General features: G+C 38.7%; 22 protein-coding genes. 6 read left to right on the top strand and 16 right to left on the bottom strand.

The features are described 5' to 3' along the window. Positions 1-75: 75 nt before the first annotated feature. Positions 76-1,698, bottom strand: coding sequence for a long-chain-fatty-acid--CoA ligase (locus tag V5M36_RS08470; RefSeq protein ID WP_338557913.1), 1,623 nt, complete (start codon positions 1,696-1,698; stop codon positions 76-78). Positions 1,699-1,855: 157 nt separating this feature from the next. After that, on the bottom strand, positions 1,856-3,211 hold the full coding sequence (locus V5M36_RS08465; RefSeq protein ID WP_338557912.1) for a flavin-containing monooxygenase: 1,356 nt from the start codon (positions 3,209-3,211) through the stop codon (positions 1,856-1,858). A 100-nt stretch (positions 3,212-3,311) separates the two neighbouring features. On the opposite strand from V5M36_RS08465, the gene V5M36_RS08460 reads away from it, so the two are divergent. Beyond that, the gene (locus tag V5M36_RS08460) at positions 3,312-3,929 is read left to right on the top strand and encodes a TetR/AcrR family transcriptional regulator (RefSeq protein WP_338557910.1); all 618 of its coding nucleotides are present in this window, start codon (positions 3,312-3,314) and stop codon (positions 3,927-3,929) included. 55 nt (positions 3,930-3,984) lie between these two features. Here V5M36_RS08460 and V5M36_RS08455 read toward each other — a convergent pair whose 3' ends face one another. Further along, positions 3,985-4,848 (bottom strand): alpha/beta hydrolase, encoded by an 864-nt coding sequence (locus V5M36_RS08455; protein ID WP_338557909.1) that lies wholly within the window; start codon positions 4,846-4,848, stop codon positions 3,985-3,987. 1,333 nt (positions 4,849-6,181) lie between these two features. On the opposite strand from V5M36_RS08455, the gene V5M36_RS08450 reads away from it, so the two are divergent. Continuing rightward, the gene (locus V5M36_RS08450; protein ID WP_338557907.1) at positions 6,182-7,678 is read left to right on the top strand and encodes a tannase/feruloyl esterase family alpha/beta hydrolase; all 1,497 of its coding nucleotides are present in this window, start codon (positions 6,182-6,184) and stop codon (positions 7,676-7,678) included. A gap of 112 nt (positions 7,679-7,790) precedes the next feature. Here V5M36_RS08450 and V5M36_RS08445 read toward each other — a convergent pair whose 3' ends face one another. Then, complete coding sequence (locus V5M36_RS08445) at positions 7,791-8,762, bottom strand: GlxA family transcriptional regulator (RefSeq protein WP_338557906.1); 972 nt, start codon at positions 8,760-8,762, stop codon at positions 7,791-7,793. A 133-nt stretch (positions 8,763-8,895) separates the two neighbouring features. On the opposite strand from V5M36_RS08445, the gene V5M36_RS08440 reads away from it, so the two are divergent. Together V5M36_RS08440 and V5M36_RS08435 are read left to right on the top strand one after the other, a co-directional pair. Next, entirely contained in the window at positions 8,896-9,780 is an 885-nt protein-coding gene (locus V5M36_RS08440; protein WP_338557903.1) for an MBL fold metallo-hydrolase, read from the top strand. A gap of 201 nt (positions 9,781-9,981) precedes the next feature. Continuing rightward, positions 9,982-10,530 carry a cysteine hydrolase family protein gene (locus V5M36_RS08435; RefSeq protein WP_338557901.1) on the top strand — a complete coding sequence of 183 codons (549 nt, stop codon included), beginning with the start codon at positions 9,982-9,984 and terminating at the stop codon, positions 10,528-10,530. A 354-nt stretch (positions 10,531-10,884) separates the two neighbouring features. Here the strand turns inward: V5M36_RS08435 and pcaD are convergent, their stop codons facing one another. The 12 genes from pcaD to V5M36_RS08375 form a co-directional block, all read right to left on the bottom strand. Further along, entirely contained in the window at positions 10,885-11,664 is a 780-nt protein-coding gene (pcaD, locus tag V5M36_RS08430) for a 3-oxoadipate enol-lactonase (protein ID WP_338557899.1), read from the bottom strand. A 72-nt stretch (positions 11,665-11,736) separates the two neighbouring features. Beyond that, the gene (gene pcaF, locus V5M36_RS08425) at positions 11,737-12,942 is read right to left on the bottom strand and encodes a 3-oxoadipyl-CoA thiolase (protein WP_338557897.1); all 1,206 of its coding nucleotides are present in this window, start codon (positions 12,940-12,942) and stop codon (positions 11,737-11,739) included. A 121-nt stretch (positions 12,943-13,063) separates the two neighbouring features. After that, positions 13,064-13,717 carry a 3-oxoacid CoA-transferase subunit B gene (locus V5M36_RS08420; RefSeq protein WP_338557894.1) on the bottom strand — a complete coding sequence of 218 codons (654 nt, stop codon included), beginning with the start codon at positions 13,715-13,717 and terminating at the stop codon, positions 13,064-13,066. 17 nt (positions 13,718-13,734) lie between these two features. Beyond that, positions 13,735-14,421, bottom strand: coding sequence for a 3-oxoacid CoA-transferase subunit A (locus V5M36_RS08415; protein ID WP_338557892.1), 687 nt, complete (start codon positions 14,419-14,421; stop codon positions 13,735-13,737). Positions 14,422-14,467: 46 nt separating this feature from the next. Further along, positions 14,468-15,694 (bottom strand): benzoate/H(+) symporter BenE, encoded by a 1,227-nt coding sequence (benE, locus tag V5M36_RS08410; RefSeq protein ID WP_338557890.1) that lies wholly within the window; start codon positions 15,692-15,694, stop codon positions 14,468-14,470. A gap of 56 nt (positions 15,695-15,750) precedes the next feature. Then, entirely contained in the window at positions 15,751-16,533 is a 783-nt protein-coding gene (gene benD, locus V5M36_RS08405) for a benzoate diol dehydrogenase BenD (protein ID WP_338557888.1), read from the bottom strand. Positions 16,534-16,601: 68 nt separating this feature from the next. Then, positions 16,602-17,618, bottom strand: coding sequence for a benzoate 1,2-dioxygenase electron transfer component BenC (gene benC / locus V5M36_RS08400; protein WP_338557887.1), 1,017 nt, complete (start codon positions 17,616-17,618; stop codon positions 16,602-16,604). Between the two features lie 99 nt (positions 17,619-17,717). After that, positions 17,718-18,221, bottom strand: a complete 504-nt coding sequence (gene benB / locus V5M36_RS08395) for a benzoate 1,2-dioxygenase small subunit (RefSeq protein ID WP_338557886.1) — start codon at positions 18,219-18,221, stop codon at positions 17,718-17,720. After that, entirely contained in the window at positions 18,218-19,600 is a 1,383-nt protein-coding gene (benA, locus tag V5M36_RS08390; RefSeq protein WP_338557884.1) for a benzoate 1,2-dioxygenase large subunit, read from the bottom strand. Before benA ends, benB begins: the two co-directional genes overlap by 4 nt. Before the next feature lie 82 nt (positions 19,601-19,682). Further along, positions 19,683-20,603 carry a catechol 1,2-dioxygenase gene (gene catA / locus V5M36_RS08385; protein WP_338557883.1) on the bottom strand — a complete coding sequence of 307 codons (921 nt, stop codon included), beginning with the start codon at positions 20,601-20,603 and terminating at the stop codon, positions 19,683-19,685. A gap of 182 nt (positions 20,604-20,785) precedes the next feature. Next, on the bottom strand, positions 20,786-21,076 hold the full coding sequence (gene catC / locus V5M36_RS08380) for a muconolactone Delta-isomerase (RefSeq protein ID WP_338557882.1): 291 nt from the start codon (positions 21,074-21,076) through the stop codon (positions 20,786-20,788). 40 nt (positions 21,077-21,116) lie between these two features. Beyond that, on the bottom strand, positions 21,117-22,226 hold the full coding sequence (locus V5M36_RS08375) for a muconate/chloromuconate family cycloisomerase (protein ID WP_338557880.1): 1,110 nt from the start codon (positions 22,224-22,226) through the stop codon (positions 21,117-21,119). A 115-nt stretch (positions 22,227-22,341) separates the two neighbouring features. Between V5M36_RS08375 and V5M36_RS08370 the strand changes: the two genes are divergently transcribed. Both V5M36_RS08370 and V5M36_RS08365 read left to right on the top strand, forming a co-directional pair. Further along, complete coding sequence (locus tag V5M36_RS08370) at positions 22,342-23,256, top strand: LysR family transcriptional regulator (protein ID WP_338557878.1); 915 nt, start codon at positions 22,342-22,344, stop codon at positions 23,254-23,256. A 351-nt stretch (positions 23,257-23,607) separates the two neighbouring features. Beyond that, positions 23,608-24,972, top strand: coding sequence for an MFS transporter (locus V5M36_RS08365; protein WP_338557875.1), 1,365 nt, complete (start codon positions 23,608-23,610; stop codon positions 24,970-24,972). The last annotated feature ends 67 nt before the right edge of the window (positions 24,973-25,039 follow it).

Below are 25,039 nucleotides of genomic sequence, written 5' to 3'. Positions count from 1 at the left end.
AAGATCTATAATTCTAAATTGTTAAGAAGTCTGAAATTAATTTGAACACAATAATGTAAATTTTTTAGTCAATTCTTACAAAAGGACTGAACTAAACTCTTCACGTAATTTGCGTTTTAACATTTTTCCAGTTCCACTGAGTGGAATGGCATCTACAAAAATGACTTTATCTGGGGTTTGCCATTTCGCTATTTTATCTGTGTAGTATGCGATCAGATCATCTTCGGATATTTGACTATCTGGTTGCTTCACTGCGATCAATACAGGACGTTCATCCCATTTAGGATGTTCAGCTGCGATAACAGCGGCCATTGTAATCTCAGGGTGGCCCATCGCAATATTTTCAAGCTCAACTGAAGAAATCCATTCGCCACCAGATTTAATTAAATCCTTGGCGCGATCACTAATCTGAAGAAATCCGTCTTGATCCAATGAAGCGATATCACCAGTATCAAACCAACCATCTGGTGTAAGTGCTGAATTGGTTTGACCAAAATAGCGTTCAATAATCCAATGACCTTTTATTTGTAGATTACCAATGGTTTCGCCATCGTGTGCAATTGGATTTGTTCCTTTTTCCTCATCTACAAGTCTGACACTCACACCGTAGGGTGGGCGGCCTTGTGAAAGACGCATTTGTGCTTGTTCTTGTTGGGAAAGTGTTCGATGTTTGGCTTTTAATTGATTTGCTGTTCCGAGCGGACTGGATTCGGTCATGCCCCAAGCATGAATAGTCTCACAATGATAGGTATCTCTAAATGTATTTAACATTGACGGTGGGCAGGCAGAACCACCGATGACATTTCGAGTGAGAGAACTGAGTGGGCTCGCCAGTTTTTTTGCAGAAGCCAATAACCCTTGCCAGATTGTCGGAACGCCTAGTGCGATGGTCACTTGATAATCATCAATCAGTTTTACCAGACTGTCTCCATCTAAACCTGGACCAGGTAAAACAAGCGATGCACCGACCATTGCCGCGGCATAAGGTGTGCCCCAAGCTTGAACGTGAAACATGGGTACAACAGGTAAAATGACGTCTTTAGCAGATAAATTCATGGTATCTGGAAGACTGGCCGCTAAGCTGTGTAGTATCGTTGAACGGTGAGTATATAAAGCACCTTTAGGATTTCCAGTCGTACCAGAGGTGTAGCATAGTGAACTGGCAGTCGTTTCATCAAATTCTGGCCAAATAAATTCAGCAGTTTGAGTTGCGATTAAATCATCATAAAATATGACTTCTGGCAAGGCTTTTTGAACTTCAGCATCAGGTGCATCCAAACAAATGAAATTTTCAACAGTTGGAATATGCGTTTTAATCGCTGTAATTAAGGGTAAAAATGTTTTGTCGAATAAAAGAGCTTTATCTTTAGCGTCATTAATAATAAATATGAGTTGCTCAGGAAAAAGTCGGGGATTAATGGTATGACAAATCAACCCACTTCCTGAAATCGCGTACCATGCTTCTAAATGACGATGATTATTCCAAGCCAATGTCGCAACACATTCTCCATGGCTTATTTTTAAGTCATTTAAAGCTTTTGCCCCACGTTTAGCATTATCTGAAATATTTCCCCAATTGGTTTCAGTCATGCTGCCATTGGTATTTTTGGAAATTATCACTGTATCTGCATGGTATTCAGCAGCATGCTCAATAAGACTGCTAATTAATAGAGGTTGAAACATCATACGTCCGTGCATTGCTAACTCCATATTTATAAAAATATTCAATAAAATTTAAATCATTGTTTCTATTTGTTTTATGGGTGTTGATGGGGCAGATTAAATTTAATAGCCCCATTTTAGAGGACTGAATCAACCATTTGAAATCAGTCCAGTAGCTAACAAATACACTAATTTATGCAGTGAGTAAAGAACCGATGAGCTTCTTAATGGACACTTGAGCTTTACGTTCTGGAATATGGATTCCTGCGGATTTCAAGTCAGAGACCAGTTCCGCCCTAAAGTCATTGTAGTCAACTTCTGCTGCATGACGTTGACCTGATTCAAAGTCATAATGTGGGTTATCAAGTTCATTTTGAATGGCCTGATGCATATCTGCAGGGCGTTTATAACGTCCTAAAATTTCCTGACAAGCCAAATTAGCCTGATGATCAGAGATCGGCCAGATGCATCCTAGAGGTTGGAATAAGCCAATGAAGTATAGATTTTCATGTTCTGCATGCATCATTTTACGATAGAGCGGTAATTTTTCAGCATATTGAAAATCAATAAATGCTTTGTCAAAGAAAGGAAATACAGTCCAAAAGCCAGTGCAACAGCAGATAATGTCGAATTCTTGACGTGTTCCGTCTACGAACTCAACAAATTTCCCATCCAAACGTTTAATTGCTGGCTTAGGTGTAATTTTACCGTGACGAATATAGTCAATAAAATCTGAATTGGCCGTCGGGTGCTGCGTTAACATCGGCTTGGTATTCACTGGTAATCCATAGTCCGCATAGTTACCACTAAATGCTTTGACCATTTTGGTGAGAATGCGTTGGCGCATTTTAGGAGACAATTTCTCTAAAGCTTTGACTAAAATATCAGCTGGATAACCCAACATAAATTTAGGAACGAACCATTGTGGGCTTCGCATCGAAATATAAATATCTTTAGATACACGAGCAGATTCTACCGCAACATCACATCCTGAGTTTCCTGCACCAATGACCAATATTTTTTTATTGCGCCATTCATCGTTGACGCCTTTAAAGTCATGAGAGTGCATCCACTTCCCAGTGAACTCACCCTCATATTTTGGATATTTAGGCATCCAGTGATGGCCATTGGAGACCATTAAGTAATCATAAGCTTTTTCAGATTTTTTACCTTGTGCATCTGTATATTCTACCTGCCATTTACCATTTTCATTTTTAGTGACATGATCGACGGTATGGTGAAATTTAATTTGATCATAGACGCCAAAATGCTTGGAATAATTTTCGAAATAGGCCTGTAAATGGTCATGACGAGGATAGTCTGGATAATGCTCAGGCATTGGATAGTCTTCAAATTCTGACATCGTGCGTGAGCTGATAATGTGGGTATTTTCATATACAGAAGAATGACCAGTCTTGGAATTAAAGACCCAATTTCCTCCGACTTTGTCATTCTTCTCAAAAATATCGTATGTTATTCCATATTGTTGGCAGTTTTTGGCTGCGGAAATTCCTGATGGTCCCGCACCAATGATACATACTGTGCTCATATTCAAATCCTTGAATGTTATTTTTATATAAAACCAACTATAGTTGGTTTTGCTAATATAGTTGAATTATTTTTGATCAGCAAGAGGAAGGATGCATTGGATGTTATTCAATGAAATAAAGTTACCCGTTCAGAAGAGAAGTAAAGCGCGTTTAGCGCTGGTGATCGAAACAACAATAAAAATTCTTGAGTCTGAAGGAATAACGCATTGCACCATTCCAGAAATTGCGTTGCGCTCAAATTTGCCCAAAATTAATATTTATCAATATTTTCCTACAGTGAATCATTTGTTTAGTATTCTCGTTAAGAACTATCTAGAAGAATTACAACAATATGTGTCATTCAAAAGCGAACACTTCGCAACGTGGACTGCAGAAGCGATTTGCATGGAATTGATTGAAAAAGTATGTATTTTTTATAATGAAAAAAAAGCAGCCAGTATTCTTATTTTAGGGGGTCCTGTTCACGTAGATGGATTTAATTTACAGGAAGTGGTGATTGAAAAAATTTCAGCAGATATTCACTATATTTTGAATCATAAACTTGATCCACTGCATTTTAAAAATCCGAATGAGATGACCTATTTGGTAGAAATGGTTTTTGCACTGATGAAACATAGTTTTTATAAATACGGAAAAATTACCGCTGAAATTCAGCAAGAATGTATTGCGGTGAGTGATCTTTATTTAGGCTTAAAAGGTCACTCATTCTCGACATAGGTCATTGTTTTTGAACTTTTTTAGGAGTTTTAAAACCAGTTTAGATTTTTTTAAATCAGGTTAAACTTTCTAAAAATTGTCGATGTTGATTTAAGATCGCATTTTGAAATGGTGGGTGAAATAAATCAAAGTGCCCACAATCATGTTCGAAATATTCAATTTTAGCGTTTTTAGCCACCATTTTTCGTGTAGCTTGAATCGGAATTAAGGAATCACGATTGGCACCTGTAACCAGAACAGGGCATTGAATACGATTGACCACGGTGGTCGGTCGATATAAACCAATCGTTGCCACGATTCGTGCTGGAACTGCATTTTCCCAAGTGACGTGCTCTGGAATAATGGCGTGATAAGCAGCAAAACAATCTTCTCCAGCCAAAATGGCAAAACGATCTTGTGATACGACAGGCATATTTTTGACTTTGCCGAATCGAGCTAGGGCTATATCTTGTAAAGCAAGCAATGTTGCTGGTAAAAGGTATTTTTTTGGATAAAGCGTTAAGCTAGCTAGACCATCCACATGTGGGAAGTTGGCAATAACACCTTTAAATGGCACTTCACTGGCGAGTGTTAAAGCATGTGCGCCGCTAAAGGAATATCCCCACAACACGAGATCTGCATTGCTGAGTTTGAACTCATTTTTGATATAGCTGATTACCGCTTGCCAATCATTGAGTTGACTGGTTTTATCGACTAAATTTTTGACCTTTCCAGTGCTTTGACCAAAACCCCGATGATCAAATACACAAACGGCAAAACCGAGGCTTAGATAATATTCAGCAAAATCTGTCAAACCACACGATTTTTCGCCACCTAATCCATGCGCCATAATGATGATTTTTTGAATGGGCTTTGAACTTGAATATAGATCCGCTTGAATGCGGTATTCCTCTATAGGAATCCAGATAGATTGAGGCATTATTATTCTTCCTTGAATTTTAACAGCTTTTTTATGAAATTAACCCAATTGCTAAGCTAATTAAAAACCAACTTGGGTTGGATTTAGCATATCCTTTGATTTCTTATCTGTCTATATTGTTCTTTTTGTAAGGGACTTTGTTGACATAAATTTGTTCTTAAAAGCTAACTCATCAATATTTTCTCAAATGAATAAGCTTGGTCCTAAACTCTTAGAATGAACGGTTTATATGAAATGGGTGCAGAAACCAAGATGTATTGCATCAAATTGCTTGTAGATAAACTGAGTGTCAGGAGTTCCCTAGTTAAATGAGTAAGTTACTAGCAGGTGTAAAAGTCCTCGATAAATTTAGTGAATGAGATTAACCATATACATCAATTTCTAGTTTTAATTCGATTGAATTAGGTTAGTTTTAATTTATAAACGTATATGAAACAAGGACTTTAATAGGAAAAAATATAAAATCTGTTTAAAAATAAATCAATATTCATATATGTTAATTTTATTGGAATAATCTAATAGAAAACTAAGTTATTAAAATAATAAATTTATTTATTTGAGTTATACCAAATAAAATTATGTTAAATGAAAAAATAGTAGATTTAATTGGCACAAGTAGTGACAACATAGAAAGGCTTTTTACTGATCCAGTATTTAAAGAGAAGGAGGGAGGAACAGTTTTAGATAACTTTGCATCCAAAGAATTACAAATAAAAAATTAAAAGTTAATAAATAAAATTCAGATTGTTGTATTTTATGAAATTTTAATTTAAAATAATAGGCGATATAAAATAGATGTTCAGTATAAACTTCTTTCTTTTTTGCATTTAAAGATTTTATTTTTATAAAATTGACATAAAAAAGATTATATTAATTTTAAATCTATAATCGGTTTTTTTTAAATTAATATCTCTATTTTAAATAAATATTTTTCATAATTTTGCTGTATCTAGAATATTGTGATAAGACCAACTTTTAACGTATAAAAATATACCTTTAAAGAAGAAACTTTTAAATTGTAGTGTGTTTTAATCTTTAGTTGGCACATTTTAAGGATAAGAGAATGTCACATTACAATTTAATGATAAAAAATAAGTTATTATGGTTGAGTCTATCTGGATTATTATTAAGTGGGTGTAATAATGATAATACTAATGACCAAGTAAAAGACTCGTCAACATCCTGTACTCCTGAATATCTTAGTAAGAGTTTTTCTGATAACAGCTATCAAGTTTTAAGTACACATTATTTTGAAAAAGGTGAACTTCTTAAATTAAGTGGGAATACAACATCAACTCTCTCAGCATCAAATAATGTCTGTGTAGCTAAGATATTGGTTGGACCAGAGACTAATCCTCAAGATAAAGGGCAACCTTCTTATTCAGAGGGAATAGGAGTTGAGGTATGGCTACCTGATCAAACCAACTGGAACAAACGAATCCATGTAAAAGGCGGTGGTGGATGGGCTGGTGGAAATCATCGTAACAAAGACGTCCTTGTCGGTATTAATGTTGGTTCCATGGGTTCGGCTGCCGATACAGCAATGGTAGAAGGTGCCGTATCAGCAACAACAGATACTGGCCATAGTATCACTAATGGTTCGTTTGCAATGAATGCGGATGGATCTGTTAATACAGAACTTTGGAAGGACTTTGCAGAACGCGGAATACACGAAATGGCTGTTGTTTCAAAAAAACTCACCCGACAATATTATGGTGAGGATGCAAAATACAGTTATTGGAATGGATATTCAACAGGTGGACGACAAGGCTTAAAGGAAGCACAAGTTAACCCTCAAGATTTTGATGGTATATTAGCTGGAGCACCTGCAATTAATTGGACCCGATTTATTACTGCAGAACTTTACCCACAAGTGGTTATGCAACGCGATTTAAATGGTAAATTAATTACAAATGAACAGCTTACTCGTGTTTCAAATCAGGCTAATACCTCTTGTGGATTGATAAACGGTCAGGCCTATGGATATCTGATTGATCCAAGTAGTTGCACATATGATCCAACAAAAGATACGTCGATTTTATGTGAAAGTAATCTAAGTGAGAGTTGTCTTACTTTAATTCAAGCTCAAGCCATCAATAAAATATGGTATGGACAAACAGAAGATGGTTCTGTACCTGATCCTGCTTTAGACAATGGCTTTAATCTAAACTTAAGTGCAAAACAAAACTGGTTCGGCTTGACACGTGGAACTAATTTATCGAGCTTAGCTGGAACTACTCCATTCTCGACTTCAAGTGACTTAGTTGCATTAATTGCTAACGACAGTCGAATTGCACAAGAGAATTTTATTAATAAGATCAGTAATGGTATGAATGAGTGGAAACTACTAAGTTATTCAGACCTCAATCAGGTTCAACAAAAAGGACTTGCTTTACAAGAACAATTTTCGAATATCAATACAGATCAAACAGATCTTTCCGAATTTAATCAGGATGGCCGTAAATTAATTATTTACCATGGTTTATCTGATGTGTTAATTATGCCACAAGGTACATTACGCTATATCTCACAATTGAATGAGAAAATGGGAGAAACTAATGTCTCTTCATTTATGAAAGCATATTTCATTCCAGGTATGGGACATTCTTTCTCGAACGGAACCTCAAATATAAATGCTAACGTTGCATTACCGAGCAATCAAGATCTCTACCAAGCCTTAACAGATTGGGTAGAAAAAGGAATTCAACCCTCTACACTAACTGCCTATTCAGAAACAAAAGATAGGAGCTTACCAATTTGCGTTCATCCACAAAAAATTCGCTATAACTCTGGTAATGTTAATAGTGCTAACAGCTATAGCTGTATTTAATCTTAATTGAATTAAGTTCAATCTTTGCCAGACTTTAAAATGAATTTAATCAGGATTATACAAAAAGCCTAGATCTACTCTAGGCTTTTTGTTGTTATTAGTTTTCATTATTTCAAAAATGATGATTAGTGTCAGCAGTGATCCCAAAAGATTTCCTCCATGCTTGAGGACTAGTGCCGTATTTTTCACGAAAATTCTTTCTAAATGAAACAGTATGATTAAACCCAGAAAGCTCAGCTATCTTCTCGATAGACAAATTTGTGGTTTCTAATAATTCACAACTTAATCTGATTCTTTCAGTATTTAGCCAATCTACTAACGTCAGTCCTGTCGCTTTCTTAAAATGCCGTGTAAAGGTTCTCCGTGTCATATGTGCGCGTTCAGCTAAATCTTCGATAGGATGTTGTATAGATAAGTTCTTTCTTAAAAAATCCAGTAATAGATTAATCTGAGCATCTTGACTCGATTTTGCTACAGGCTGCTCAATAAACTGAGCTTGTCCACCTTCACGATGAGGTGGAACCACCATTACTCTAGAGACTTTATTGGCAATTTGTGCATCATAAATTTCACGTACTAAATATAAACAGCAATCCAAAGCTGCGCCTGTTCCTGCTGAAGTTACGACTTTTTGGTCTTCTACATACAGAGCATCACGATCGAGATGAATTTGTGGAAAACGTTCACTAAAATCTTGTTCAGCCATCCAGTGTGTGGCTGCTTTTTTATGATCGAGTAATCCTGCATATGCTAATGCATAAGTCCCATAGCATAATCCCACTATCCTAATACCTGTTTGATAAGCCTGATTTAATGCTTGAATAAGGAGTTGTTCAGGCTTGGTATCAAAATTATCCCATCCAGGAATAATAATAAGATCTGACTCTTTCATCAGTTCGATTCCGCCATCAGGAATAATCATGAAGGATTGGTCAGTGTTCACTGGCTGACCATCTAAAGAAAATATTTTTAAATCAAATAGGGGCTTATCCTCAATTTTAATATTGAAAATAATGTGAGGAATTGAGAAGTGAAATGGATTTATATTGTTATAAACGAACATGCCAATAACAGGTATAGCCATTCAATTAAGCTCTCTAAAAATAATGAATATAACATTTTGTCCCAATAGTTTCGATGATTGTCTTTAAGGACAGTTTTCTTAATCTATGAACTCTCTCATGATGTCCGTAATACTCAATATTTGGATTTGGAATATGAATAAATTTTTAAGTAGCTCTGTTATTGCAATTTCTTTAGCAATGGCTTCAGTCAATTTATATGCAAATGATCAGGTGGTTGAACGAGATACTTCTAAAGTTACACATATACAAGAAATTCGTAATGCAACGATTAAAGTCACCTATGCTGATACAACCTTTTTAATTGACCCCATGTTTGCTAAAAAAGGCTTCTATGCAGGTTTTCCTAATAGTCATCGTAGTTATTTACGCAATCCATTGGTTGATTTACCCATTAAGCCTGAAACCATATTACATGATGTGGATGCGGTGATTGTGACACATACTCATTTAGATCATTGGGATGATGCAGCACAAGCCACTATTCCTAAAAATATGCCGTTGTTTGTACAAAATAAACAAGACCAAAAAGTGATCCAGTCACAGGGTTTTAAAGATGTTCGTGTATTAACTGAAACCACATTCCAAGGTGTTAAATTAACTAAAACCGGTGGTCAACACGGTACTGATGAAATGTATCGTAATGCGGAGCTCAAAGCGGGTTTAGGTGAAGCAATGGGTATGATTTTTGAAGCAGCAGGTCATGAAACCGTTTATGTTGCAGGAGATACGATTTGGCGCCCTGAAGTTGATCAAGCCATTCAAAAATTTAAACCTGATGTCATTGTATTAAATACAGGAAATGCATTGCTTGATGGGTTTAAAGAGTCAATTATTATGGGTAAAGAAGATACTTACCATGCTGTTCAAAAAGCACCAATGGCTAAAATTGTTGCAGTACATATGGATGCCATTAATCATATGTCTTTAACACGTGCTCAGCTTGCGGAGTATGTGAAAATCAAAGGGATTCAAGAAAAAGTATTGATTCCAATCGATGGTGCAACACTTTCTTTCTAAAATAACGTTTTAAAGGAGTGGAATAATTCCATTTCTTGAGAATAAAATTCTTTCAAAACGCATTATTCACACCACACACTCATCGTGAGTATTCCCTCATCCTAACCTTCTCCCAAAGGGAGAAGGGATTTTTACAAATTAATTTGTTGCTAATTAATGATCAGCTAAAAAAATATTGATTAAATAAATAAAGGAAATGTTATGTCAAAATCAGCTTTATTGGTTATCGATTTACAAAATGAATATCTACCTACAGGTAAATTACCCTTGGTAAATATTGAACAGGTTGTTGCTAATGCAGTGAAAGTGATGGCTAAGGCCCGTCAGGAAGCGACTCCAGTCATACATGTCCAACATGTTGCGAATGGTGAATCACCAATATTCGAATCGGGCTCAAACGGTATTGAATTTCAGGAAACTGTTCAGCCTCAAGTAGATGAACCTGTGGTCATTAAAAATCAGATCAACGCGTTCTTAAATACAAATCTTAAAGAAATTTTAGATACCAATGAAGTGACTGATTTAGTCGTCATTGGTGCTATGAGCCATATGTGCATAGATGCTGTTGTACGAGCTGCATCTGATTATGGTTATAAAGTAAAAGTTATCCATGATGCTTGTGCTACTTTAGATCTAGAATTTAACGGTATAAAAGTGCCTGCTGCTCATGTGCATGCAGCAATAATGTCCGCTTTTGAATTTGCTTATGCTCAAGTCATATCAACTGAAGACTACTTAACTAAAGATTAAATTTTCAAAAACTCATTAAACACACCTTAAAGGAACTGATTTTAATTTTCTTTTAAAGTCATCACTTTAGCGCGTAGTAAAAGAGCTTTAAGTAAAAAGGCTGTAAGTAAAAAAGTCTAGACATACTGTTCTGGACTTTTTTATTTCAAAATTTAATCCCAAAAGGGGGATGATCTATCCAAAGGAAGTAAGCATTACATTGAAATGCATAAAATAGAAAATATTTCGAATAGAAAATCTAGAAAATTGAAAAGATATGCAGTTAAGCTGATGTATCAACACGAAAAGTAAGGAAATTGATTAATCAAATATAAGAATAAAAAAAACCGGAACATTCGTCCGGTTTCATCTACATTAAGCGGCTATAAATTGTTTTAGTGCTTCATTAAAGGCATCTGGTTGTTCAATATTTGAAATATGTGACGCTTCAATTTCAAACAGTGCACTGTTCTTGATATTGTTAACCATATATTGACCATCTGAAACAGTCGTCACTGGGTCTTTGCTACCCGCAACAACAAGTACAGGAATGCTAATATTTTTTAATTCGGTACGTAAATCTGCTTTTGATAAAGCTTCGCAGCAACTCGCATAACCTTCAGGGCTACCAGCAGCTAAATTGTTTGAAAGTTCAGTCACAATGGCTGGATTGTTTGCAATGAAACCTTCTGTAAACCAGCGTGATGCAGCAGTTGAAGCAATCGCATCTAAACCAGTAGATCGAACCAATTGGGCACGTTCATTCCAAGCCTGTTCTTGACCAATTTTTGCAGCGGTATTACATACCATGACGTGATTAAAACGTTCTGGGTGATGAATCGCAAGCCATTGACCTGTGAGGCCGCCCATTGAAATACCACAGAAGATCGCTTTATCGATATGCAATTGATCAAGCAAATGAATAACATCTGTGCCCAATTGATCAATACTATAAGGACCTTTAGGCGCAGATGATAGACCATGACCACGGGTGTCGTAACACACGATATAAAAGTCATTTTTAAGCGCATCGATCTGTGGTTGCCACATGCTGAAATTTGTACCCAATGAATTGGAAAAAATCAGCGCAGGTTTTGTATGATCACCAAAGGTTTGATAATTAATTGTGGCATCATTTGAAATAAAATTTGGCATTGTTGTAGATCCTTAAATTAATAAAAAACCTAAAGTTCCTCCCTTAATTAAAGGGAGGTGACAAGGAATTTTTTAAACGCGTTCAATAATTAGAGCGATACCTTGACCGACACCGATACACATTGAACATAGGGCATATTTGCCACCTGTTTGTTCAAGTTGGTTCAGGGCAGTAGTCACAAGACGTGCGCCAGATGCACCCAGTGGATGACCAATTGCAATTGCTCCACCGTTCGGGTTGACGTGTTCAGCACCATCAGACAAACCTAAATCACGTGTCACTGCCAAAGCTTGTGCAGAGAATGCTTCATTGAGTTCAATGACATCCATTTGCTCAAGCGTTAAGCCTGTTTGTTGAAGAAGTTTTTTGATAGCAGGCGCAGGACCAAAGCCCATAATGCGGGGTTCAACACCAACGACAGTTGCTCCAATTACTTTAGCGCGTGGCTTAAGGCCATACTGAGCAACAGCATCTTCTGATGCGATCAGTAGAGCAGCCGCACCATCGTTAATACCTGATGCATTTCCTGCAGTTACCGTACCATCTGCTTTAACCACTGGTTTAAGTTTGGTTAAAGCTTCGATGGTGGTTGATGCTCTTGGATGTTCATCAGCACTGACAACAACGGGTTCACCTTTGCGTTGTGGAATAACCACAGGCACGATTTCATTGGCAAAAAAGCCACGTGCTTGAGCTGCTGCGGTACGTTGTTGGCTCGTTAAAGCAAATTGATCTTGATCTGCACGATTAATATTGAATTGCTCAGCCACGTTTTCCGCAGTCTGAGGCATGGTTTCAACACCATAAAGTTCTTTTAGCTTTGGATTCACAAAGCGCCAGCCCATCGTCGTGTCTTCAAGTTTTTGAGCACGACCGTATGCACCCTCAGATTTACCCATAACGAGTGGTGCACGTGACATAGACTCTACGCCACCTGCAATAATTAAATCTGCTTCACCGGCTTTAATAGCACGAGCTGCCATCGCTACAGCATCTAGAGATGAACCACATAAACGGTTAACAGTGGTTGCAGGAACCTGATGTGGCAAACCTGCTAAAAGTGCAGACATACGACCCACATTACGGTTATCTTCACCTGCTTGGTTAGCACAGCCGTAAATCACATCATCCACTTTTTCCCAGTTAATATCAGGGTTACGCTCGATGAGTGCTTTGATCGGTAAGGCACCTAGGTCATCTGCACGGACAGGCGCTAAACCACCTGCATAACGACCAAAAGGGGTACGAATGGCATCAATAATATATGCATTTTTCATGTGTATTCTCGGTTTTTATAATCCCTCCCAACCTCCCTTTAAAAAGGGTGGAGCTTTCCCATAATGAGAAAGATGGAAGTCCCTCCTTGATTAAAGGAGGGACTTAGGGAGGATTTATGAATTAATTTTGTGTAGCATCAATCAGTTTTGCACCCGTAAGTGACTGCAATTCTTCAAATGATAAACCTTCAACTTTCTCAATGACTTTCATACCTTCACTGGTCACATCAATCACACAAAGATCGGTATAAACACGATCGACGCATTGAAGACCTGTTGCCGGATAAGACAAATCAGCGACAATTTTAGGTTCACCTTTTTTAGTGACATGATCGGTCGTGATGAAGACTTTTTTCGCGCCAACAGCCAAATCCATCGCACCGCCCACAGCTGGAATCGCATTGGGTGCACCTGTATGCCAGTTAGCAAGGTCACCATTTTCAGCAACTTGGAAAGCGCCAAGTACTGCGATATCTAAATGACCACCACGCATCATGGCAAATGAATCACCGTGATGGAAGTAAGCACCACCTTGAAGAAGCGTAACGAATTCTTTACCGGCATTGATCAATTCAGGATCTTCTTGACCTGCTTCAGGAGGAGGACCGAATGCAAGTAAGCCATTTTCAGAATGTAAGAAAACATCTTTATCTGATGGTAAATAATTAGAAATTTTGGTCGGTAAACCAATACCGAGGTTTACATAAGCGCCATCTGGAATATCTTGTGCAACACGTTCAGCAATTTGGTCACGTGTTAATTTGTTATAGCTCATTAGATTCTCCTGAACGCTTAGGCTTGAATTTCTGGATTCGATGGCGTAACCCCAACCACATGCTGTACAAAAATACCAGCAGTAATAATATGCTCAGGATCAAGTACACCAAGTTCAACGACTTCAGACACTTGAGCAATCGTCACGTCTGCTGCCATCGCCATGATTGGACCAAAGTTACGTGCAGATTTGTTGTAAACCAAATTGCCCCAACGATCGCCTTTATGCGCTTTAATTAAAGCAAAGTCAGCTTTGATTGGGTTTTCGAGTACAAAGTCTTTGCCTTCGTAATTAAGGGTTGGTTTACCTTCAGCCAATAATGTACCAAAACCAGTCGGCGTATAAATTGGACCAAGCCCCATACCAGCAGCTTGAATACGACATGCCAAGTTACCCTGAGGTACTAGCTCAAGCTCAATTTTTCCAGCACGGAATAATTCATCAAACACATAAGAGTCAGACTGACGTGGAAATGAGCAAATGATTTTACGAACAGCACCTGTTTTGAGCAGCTTTGCCAAACCATAGTCGCCATTGCCTGCATTATTGTTCACGATGACCAGATCTTTCACACCCAGATCAATCAAACCGTCAATCAGTTCTGCGGGTTGTCCTGCTGTACCAAAGCCACCAATCATGATGGTAGCGCCATCTTTAATCTGGGAGAGTGCTTCTTGAAGGGAAGCTGAGCTTTTATCGATCATAATTTATCCTACTTAAGCTGTCCTAAATTTATCTGTGCCAACTTAACTATTTAGATTTCTGAGGAGGAGATGAAGAGTTCACTGCGAGCAGTGGACTGGTTTTTTTATTGAGGATGAGATGCGCGATAATACCAATGCAAATTCCCCAAAAAACTGAACTTAGACCAAGGAACTGCATACCAGATGCCGTGGCTAAAAAAGTAATAAGGGCTGCATCACGTTGGTTTTCATCTTTCATAGCGGTCGTGATGTTGATCCCAATTGCACCCAATAAAGCAAGACCTGCCAAAGCAGCAACCAGCTCTTTAGGTAATAGGCTAAATAACATCACGATACTGCCTGCAAAGAGTCCACCTAAAATATAAAACAACCCATTTGCGATACCCGCGATATAGCGTTTATCTTTAAGCTCATGCGCGTCTTTACCCATGCACAATGCCGCAGTGATTGAAGCAAGGACAATGGTAATTCCGCCGACACAGGCAACTGCAAGGGAGGCAATACTGGTGGTGGTAATAATCGGTTTTGCAGGTGTGTCATACCCACTAAGTTTCATAATCGCCATGCCCGGCAAAAACTGACCACTCAAACTGACCAGAATCAAGGGGATGGCAAAGTTCAACATACCATTGAGAGTCCATTCAGGTGAAATAAACTGAGGAATAGCAAGACTAAACTGCATTTCAACAGGATTCATTTTACCTAAAATAAGACTTAAAACGACACCTGAAACCAAAACCCAAAGCATACTATAGCGAGGCGCTATACGTTTAGAGATCAGAAAAACCAAAAGCATGCCAAAGACTATCCAAGGCATGCTATCTGTTGCTGTAAATAATCCGAGACCAAATTGAAATAAAATACCCGCCATCATAGCCGCAGCTATAGACTGAGGGATCCATTGCAAAAGTTTGTCGAAATATCCACTTACGCCAATCACTAATATCACGATTGCAGCCGTGATATAGGCTGCGACCGCTTCGTTTAAACTGAGATCTGGAAATAATGTCACCAGTAACGCAGTACCGGGTGCAGACCATGCCGTAATTACAGGGACTTTATATTTAATCGATAAATAAATCCCTGCAACTGCGGCACCAATCGAAATTCCCCAAATCCATGAGATCATCATGGCAGAGGACACATTGGCTTTTTGCGCGGCTTGAAAGAAGATGATCAAAGGTCCTGAATAGGAAATCAACACAGCCAGAAATCCTGCGACTGTTGCTGAAAGTGACCAATCCTGTTTCAAGGTTTTAAACAGGGTCGTCATTGTTACTGCCTCCTTGCTGAGATATCAATGCACCTGTAATTCATTTTGGATCAGGTTTAACCCTGATCGCCACCACCGACAGGAACAACCGTACCATTTATATATGACGCATCATCAGAAGCAAGGAACAAAATTGCATTCACTTGTTCTTGAATCGTGCCGTAACGACCAACGAAAGTACGATCAATGGTTTGATCAACCACTTCTTGCATCCATTGTTTTTCATTGTCAGTCAACGGTGTCGAGTTACGTGGAACTTTACGCGGCGGAGCTTCAGTACCACCCGTTGCTACAGCATTGACACGGATACCATCTTTCGCATGACAGAATGCTAAAGATTTGGTTAATGTATTTACGCCACCTTTAGATGCAGAGTAGGGAATACGGTTAATTCCACATGTTGCAATTGAAGAAACATTGACAATCACACCTGCTTTATTTTTCAACATTTCAGGTAGAACTGCACGGCAACACCACATCGTTGGGAATAATGAGCGGCTCACTTCTTTTTCGATTTCTTCTGGTGAAAACTCAACGAAAGGCTTCATCCAAATTGCACCACCAACATTGTTGATGAGGATGTCTACACGACCATAAACTTCAATCGCTTTAGCTACAACAGATTCAGCACCCGCAAAAGTTTCTAAATCGGCACGAATCGTAATCGCTTCACCATCAGCAGCTTTGATTTCAGCCAATACGTCTTCAACGTATTCTGAATAATCAGCCATAACAACTTTAGCGCCTTCAGCGGCGACTTGTAGTGCCACACCACGACCAATGCCTTGAGCGGCACCAGTAACAATAATCACTTTATCTTCAAAACGTTGACGACTCATATCGTAATCTCTCATAAATGCTCATGTGCAAAAAGTTGAACTGACATATAGTCAGTTCAACTTAAAAATTAGTTTGCAGAGAATTTTTCGAACAAGAAGCTAGCTGGTTTCACACCTTCGCTATCTAACCAGTTACGAACAGCGTCTACCATTAATACAGGACCACATAGATAAACATCTACGTCGCCGCCATTTAACCATTCGTTATCAATATGTGCTGTTACATAGCCTTTACGCTCATGCGCTGATTCTGGGTGAGCAACAACGGTACGATATTCGAACCAGTCTAATTTTTCTTGTAATTCATTGAGCTTTTCGATTGCAACTAAGTCGAAATCGTTAGTCACACCAAATACTAAACGTACAGGATGTTCAGAACCTTTTTCCTCAAGCACTTGCAACATAGACATAAATGGTGCAATACCTGTACCACCAGCCAACATGACCACTGGGCGCACAACATTACGTAAGTAGAAGCTACCAAATGGACCTGTAAATGTCATTTTGTCGCCAACTTGTACAGTTTCACTTAAGAAACTAGACATTTTTCCGTTAGGTACGTTACGAACCACAAAACCTGTTAAACGGTTACCTGGTTTAGAGCTGAAAGAGTATGAGCGTGTTTCAGTTGTTCCAGGAATACCGACATTAACGTATTGACCTGCAAGGAAGTTGATGTCTGGTTGACCTTCATCCAATTGGATATCAAAAGTAATGGTCGATTCAGATAAGTTTTCCACGCGTGCCAAAGAACCTTGGTAAGTGTGAATTTCTGTTTTACATACATCAGAAGATGCTTGGATTTGGAAAACGGCATCAGACGTAGGTTTACACTGACAAGCAAGAATATAACCTTCAGCAGCTTCTTCTGGAGTTAATGCATCTTCAATATAAAGCTCTTCAGGCATGTCATAAGTACCAGATTCGCAAAATGCGCGACAAGTACCACATGCGCCATCACGGCAATCTAGTGGAATATTGATCTTTTGACGGTAAGCGGCATCAGATAAAGATTCGCCTTGAGCGACTGAAATAAAACGTGTCACGCCATCTTCAAATTGAAGAGCAATATTATGGTTTGACATGGCTGAAAATCCTGTAAATAATTCTGGAGAACTGGGAGAGAGACCTTTGGCTAAATCAAGTTAACCAAAGGTTTTTTCCGGAAAGCGTAGAAGCGAAGATCAGAGGTGGTAAACATCAATGACTTGGTTGATGTAATCATTTTTCAGAACCACGTATTTATTTAAAATTTGTGGTTTATCGCCTGATAAATCGATTTCATAACGTGACATACCAAAGTAGCTGTAGCTTGTTTTATAACGGAAACTTAAAGTATTCCAGTTAAAGCGTACAACCACTTTATCTTCATGACGATCTAGAATTTCAATGTTATTTACATTGTGGCATGTGCGTGTATCTGGCATGGTTGCAGAAGAGCGTTCAGTTTTAATACGGAACACACGATCTTCTAAACCTTGGCGATCAGGGTAGTAAATCAATGAGATTTCAGTTTGTGGATTGGTGATTAATTTATCATCATCATCCCAAGCTGGCATCCAAAAAGGTGCGGTAGGCGCGTAGCACTCTAACCACTCATCCCATTGTTCATCATCAAGTAAACGTGCTTCTTTGAAAAGAAATTGGCTTACTGATTCAAAAGTTGCTTCGAGATTCGCGTTGCTCATGCGTTCTCTCCTTGTTCAGCTAAAGATTTTTCAGATGCAATTGCACGTTTCATTTCTGATAACCAGTGTTGATGCTGTGCAAGGTATAAACCTTCATCTTCAGTCTTAATACCAGATAGTTTTGGTTTTAAACCGATTTCATTTGCAGCATCATCTGGACCATGGATCCAATGCTTAGAACCACGGCACATATCGTTCCATTCAAGCTCGATACCTGCATATCCCGCTTGGCAAGCACGGAATTCTTCTAAGTCATCTGGTGTTGCCATACCTGATGCATTAAAGAAGTCTTCGTATTGACGGATACGGCGTGAACGTGCTTCTGGCTCTTCACCTACAGGTGCGATACAGTAAATCGTTACTTCAGTTTTATTGACTGAAATTGGACGTAATACGCGGATTTGTGAACCAAATTGATCCATGAAATAGACGTTTGGATAGATACATAGATTACGAGAACGCTCGATCATCCATTTTGCCATCGCTTCGCCATAACGTTCTGTATATGCAGCAAATTGATCAAAGTTAGGACGATCTTCCGGGTTACCCCATTGAGTCCAAAGTAACATGTGACCATTTTCAAAGCCGTAAGAACCACCGCCTTGTTTGCCCCAAGAACCTGCGCTCATCGCACGAACATTATCGCCTGCTTCTTTTTCTTTACGCTGCTGAGTTGTTGCAGCATAGTTCCAATGTACAGCAGATACGTGATAACCATCAGCACCGTTTTCAGCAGTTAACTTCCAGTTACCTTCATAGGTATAAGTCGACGAACCACGTAAAACTTCTAAACCTTGCTCAGACTGACCAACGATCATATCCATAATCTTAGTTGCTTCGCCTAAGAATTCTTCTAATGGAAGAACATCAGGATTTAAGCTACCAAATAAGAAACCTTTATAGCTTTCAAAGCGTGCAACTTTTTTCAGGTCATGAGAACCTTCTTTGTTAAAGCAATCAGAATAACCTGCTTCTGCTGGATCTTTAACTTTTAAAAGTTTACCTGAGTTGTTAAATGTCCAACCATGGAATGGGCAAGTATAGGTTGCTTTATTGCCTTTTTTATTACGGCAAAGCTGAGCACCACGGTGTGAACACGCATTGATCATTGCATTTAATTCGCCTTGGCGGTTACGTGCAATAAGAATCGGCTGACGACCAATATGAGTGGTGTAATAATCATTGTTGTTAGGAATCTGACTTTCGTGTGCAAGATAAACCCAGTTGCCTTCGAAAATATATTTCATTTCTAGGTCAAACATAGATTGATCAGTAAACACTGAACGATGTAATTTGAATTCGCCTGTTTCGTGATTATCAACAAGTAGTTCGTCAATACGATCAAGATGGCTAGTGTTAATTACAGGAATACGTGGCATGTCCGTTCTCCGACTTTCCGAAAAAAAGGTAAGTCACCGAAATGTCATAAAATTGACACTTCGGCTTCCTATAATAAAGTGATTAAGCGCTAGCGCGACGACGATCAACTTCAGTTTTCGGCGCATCAGCCTTTTCTTTAACCAATTCAATGTTGAACTGGATATGTTTAAATGCTTTGTCTAATTTACGACGTGCGATTTCTGCTTCATCTGTTACATCAACAGCAGTAGCAACTAAGCCTTCACGTGTTGCAAATGCAAAGTCATCCCAAAGGTATTGATCACCTTCAATATTGAATTGAGTCGTCAATTTACGGTAGCCAGGTGCAGACACGAAATAATGAACGTGTGATGGGCGGTTACCGTGACGACCTAATTTATCCAATACAAATTGAGTTGTACCTTCTGGTGGGCAACCGTAACCTACTGGCATAGTAGTCAACGCAGTATATTGACCATCAGCAGCAGTGATCACTGAACGACGAAGGTTAAAATCAGACTGTGATTTATCAAAGAATGAATAGTTACCTAGGCTGTTTGCATGCCAAATTTCAACTTTAGCACCTTCAACAATATTACCATCAGTATCTGTAACAGTACCTTCGATGATCAAAGTATCCACTTTATCTGATTCAGAACCATCATCCATACGTGTAAAAGAAACTGATTCTGGCGCACCCGCAACATAAAGTGGACCTTCGATCGTACGTGGAGTACCACCTGTGATACCCGCTTTAGCGTCTGCTTCATCAGCACGTAAGTCTAGGTAATGCTCTAAACCTAAGCCTGCTGCCAAAAGACCTAACTCGTTTGCTTGACCTGCATCTGTAAAATACTCTAAGCCTTTCCATAGCTCAGTTTGAGAAATATCTAAATCCTCAATTGCTTGGAAAAGATCACCGAGTAAACGAACAACGATTTGCTGAACACGGGCATCTACTGGGCCTGTTGCAGTTTCAACGTTAATTTTTTTTACAAGAGCATCAATTTGTTGACGGTTCATACTAAATCTCCATAAGTATGTATATTCATTTGGTGGCTGATATGCTTGATACATCAAGCTTTTAGCTGCCACGTTCCTTGTTTGTCTTGATAGACTTTCAGTTCTAACCCTTTGGATGTGTTGCAAATGACCGTAATCATTTGCAATACTCAATGCTTAAATTTTTTGATCAATAAATTGAATTAACGGTCGTCTTCATGAATAGAAGATGGGTGACGATTTAACGCCATGACTTCAATATTCATGTAAGGATAAAGCGGAAGACCTTGCAAAATGCTGTGTAGCTCTTCGTTGCTTTCAACATCAAAAATACTGGTATTTGAGTACTGACCCGTAATACGCCAGATATGACGCCATTTACCTTGGCGCTGTAATTCATGCGAATAGGCTTTTTCTACAGCTTTAATTTCGTTGGCTTTTTCCACTGGCATATCTAGTGGAATATTGACATCCATTCGGACTTGAAAAAGCATGTGAAGCTCCTTTGATTTACATCTGTGTCATGTCGGCGTTTTAACGACGGCGTAATTGGTCGATTTTATCTTCATCCATTTCAATACCTAAGCCTGTTGTGTTCGGAACAACAAGTTCAAAGTTTTCATATTGAAGTGGTGTTTTTAAAATTTCTTCAGTTAACAGGAGTGGACCGAAAAGCTCAGTGCCATACGCTAAATTTTCAAAGGTAGAGAACGCATGTGCAGAAGCGATCGTACCGACTGAACCTTCAAGCATGGTGCCGCCATAAAGGTCGATGCCTGCCAATTGCGCGATTTTATTCACTTCACAGCCTTCGATCAGACCACCAGACTGGGCAACTTTCACTGCAAATACAGATGCTGCATTTCGTTTAGCCAGTTGATAAGCACTGTTCGGGCCCATTAAAGATTCATCAGCCATAATCGCAATATCAAATCTGCGTGTTAAACGTTCCATGGCATCAATATTGTCAATTGCACAAGGTTGTTCAATCAGGTCTACGCCACCGTCTTGTAACAGTTGAATCCCTTTAATCGCTTCGAGTTCTGACCAAGCGCGATTGACATCAACACGGATCGAAATATCTGAACCTAATACTTTTTTAATCGCTAAAACGTGTTCAACATCAGCTTCAACTGTACGAGAACCAATTTTTAGTTTAAAAATATTGTGGCGTTTAGCCGCAATCATTTTTTGTGCTTCTGCAATATCTTTGTCGGTGTCACCAGAGGCCAATACCCAAAGTACTGGAACACTCTCACGCAAACGACCACCTAATAGCTCACTCACAGGTAAACCCAAACGCTGCGCTTGAATATCAAGCAATGCAGTTTGAATCGCACACTTTGCAAAGCGGTTGCCATTGATATGTCTTTTAATCTGTTTTAGTGTTTGAGCCACATTTAAATGCGATAATGTTTTTAGTAATGGCGCAAAATAAGTATCAATGTTGGTTTTAACACTTTCAGGGCTTTCGTCCCCATAGCCTAAACCACCAATTGTTGTTGCTTCACCCCAACCAATAAATCCGTCATCGGTCGTGACTTTAACCAAAACCAGTGTTTGTGTTTGCATTGTCGCGACTGCCATCTTATGTGGACGAATCGTTGGAATTTCGACAAGTAGCGTTTCAATGGATTTATACATCTTGAGTTTTTGCAACCTTGCTTTGTGTACTTGATGTGGTATACCTTAAAAGAATAATTATGTGCTGTCGAAGACCTAATTTGCATTTTAATATATCAAAAAGGTATGAAGTCTTATGGAACTTAGACACCTTCGCTACTATGTAGCCGTTGTAGAAGAACAAAGTTTTACTAAAGCTGCTGAAAAACTATTCATTGCACAGCCCCCTTTGAGTCGCCAGATACAGAATCTTGAAGCAGAATTTGGAATTCAATTGTTTGAACGGGGTAGTAGACCATTAAAGACAACAGAAGCAGGGCAATTCTTTTATCAACATGCCGTTAAACTTTTGTCTAATGCGGAAGAAATTAAAGCCATGACCATGCGTGTCGGAATGGTCGAAAAAACAGTCACCATGGGCTTTGTAGGGTCATTGCTGTATGGCTTACTGCCTAAAATTGTCTATCTATTTAGACAACAACAACCCCATTTAAAAATTGAATTAATTGAAATGAGCACCAAAGAGCAAATTCAATCCCTTAAGGAAGGACGAATAGATATTGGCTTTGGCCGGTTGCGGATATCGGACCCTGCTGTACGCAGAGTTCTGTTACGTGAAGAGCCACTTATGGCGGCAGTTCATTCGAGTCACCCACTCGCAAATAAAAAAGATGGTGTCTATCTATCTAATATTGTTGATGAAAATATTTTTTTATATCCTAGCCATCCGAAACCAAATTTTTCAACGCAAGTACGCAGTCTATTTTCAGAGTATGGATTAGACCCTAAAAGTATGCGTGAAGTCCGTGAAATTCAGTTGGCTTTGGGTTTGACTGCTGCTGGAGAAGGGATCTGTGTGGTGCCAGATAGTGCTAAAACCATTCAACTACCGCACTTACACTACATACCGATCTTAGACGATGCGGCAACAAGTCCAATCTTTTTAGCTGTTCGCTCTATGGATGAAAGTGAAGATATACGCTCTTTATTTGACTGTATCTATCAGGTCTATGATTTAGAAGCCATCAAATATGACAGAGCTGTGATATAGGACTTAGACTTTGGTCATAGAACATTTTGTGTAGGGTAGATAGTGATACCTGAAATAACACTATGGGCGAGATGATTAGACCCATTATTTAACTTTTTTTTAAAATCCGAATATTTGATTTCATCATCAAAAATTCGGATTTTTTAGTTTTCAACTTTTAGAATCTGTAATAAAAATGACATTTTGAATAAAATGTATTCATTGCTACTCACTTTAGGGTATTGTTTTTAGCGTATTGATTTAATTAACAAACTTTAAAGGTATAAATATAGAGTTATTCGGTTTTGGACATTAATTTCGCTTTGCTGCATTGTTTGTGACATGAAAGTCATTCACGAGCAGGAGAGCATGGTGAATAAAGAAACAATAAATATCAACACGATTGTTGATAATGCAAAATTTACACCATTTCATTGGAGTGTTTTGATTTGGTGTTTATTGATCATTATTTTTGATGGTTATGATTTAGTGATTTACGGGGTAGCACTACCATTATTGATGCAGGAATGGGGTCTTTCTACTGTTCAAGCTGGTTTTTTAGCGAGTACAGCACTTTTCGGTATGATGTTTGGGGCAATGACTTTTGGTACCTTGTCAGACAAAATTGGTCGTAAAAAAACCATTATGATCTGTGTAGCTATCTTTAGTGGCTTTACTTTTTTAGGTGCATTTGCATCGAATCCTACAGAATTTGGTATTTTACGGTTTTTAGCGGGTCTCGGTATTGGCGGCGTAATGCCAAACGTGGTGGCTTTAACCACTGAATATGCACCTAAGCGTATCAGAAGTACCTTAGTGGCAGTCATGTTCAGCGGCTATGCGATTGGCGGTATGGCTTCTGCTTTGCTTGGCGCTTTTTTGGTGGTCGATTATGGTTGGAAAATCATGTTTTATATCGCAGGCCTACCATTTATAGCTTTGCCTTTAATTTGGAAGTTCTTACCTGAATCGCTCATGTTTATGACCAAAAAAGGTGAAACTGAAAAAGTTCGTCAGATCGTACAAAAAATTGCACCTGAGATGAATTTGCCGGCTGGTACGCGCTTTAAATTGGATGAACCTGTTGCAGGTGATGAAGCACCATTAAAAGCTTTATTTCAACAAGGCCGTATGTTCAGCACCATGATGTTCTGGATCGCATTCTTTATGTGTCTATTAATGGTTTATGCACTTGGCAGCTGGTTACCTAAGTTGATGATTCAGGCAGGCTATTCACTTGGTGCAAGTATGTTGTTCCTCTTCGCATTAAATATTGGTGGGATGGTTGGTGCCATTGGCGGCGGAACATTGGCAGACAAGTTCCATTTAAAACCAGTATTAACCACAATGTTTACTGTGGGTGCTATTGCCTTGATATTACTTGGATTTAATAGTCCTCAAGCAGTATTGTATGGATTGATTGGTATTGCGGGTGCTGCAACGATTGGTTCTCAAATTTTATTGTATACCTTCGTCGCGCAGTTCTATCCAGCAGCAGTACGTTCTACAGGTATGGGGTGGGCATCAGGGATTGGACGTATCGGTGCGATCGTAGGCCCGGTATTAACAGGTGCATTATTGACTTTAGAGTTACCTCATCAAATGAACTTCTTAGTGATTGCAATACCTGGTGTGATTGCTGCGATCGCTATTTATATGGTGAACCTCAAAGCTTCAGTAGAAGGTGTAAAAGAAAAACAGCCTGAATTGATTAAACAAAGCAATCATGCGGCTTAAGCAATAAATTTTAACTTATTCTTCATCAGCTTAAAACGGATCTCAATAGAGCTGATGAAGGCGATAA

Source organism: Acinetobacter sp. KS-LM10 (assembly GCF_036896575.1).
GTDB lineage: Bacteria > Pseudomonadota > Gammaproteobacteria > Pseudomonadales > Moraxellaceae > Acinetobacter > Acinetobacter avistercoris.
Note: the sequence above shows the minus strand (reverse complement) of the source record. Positions and strands in the feature narration are given on the sequence as shown.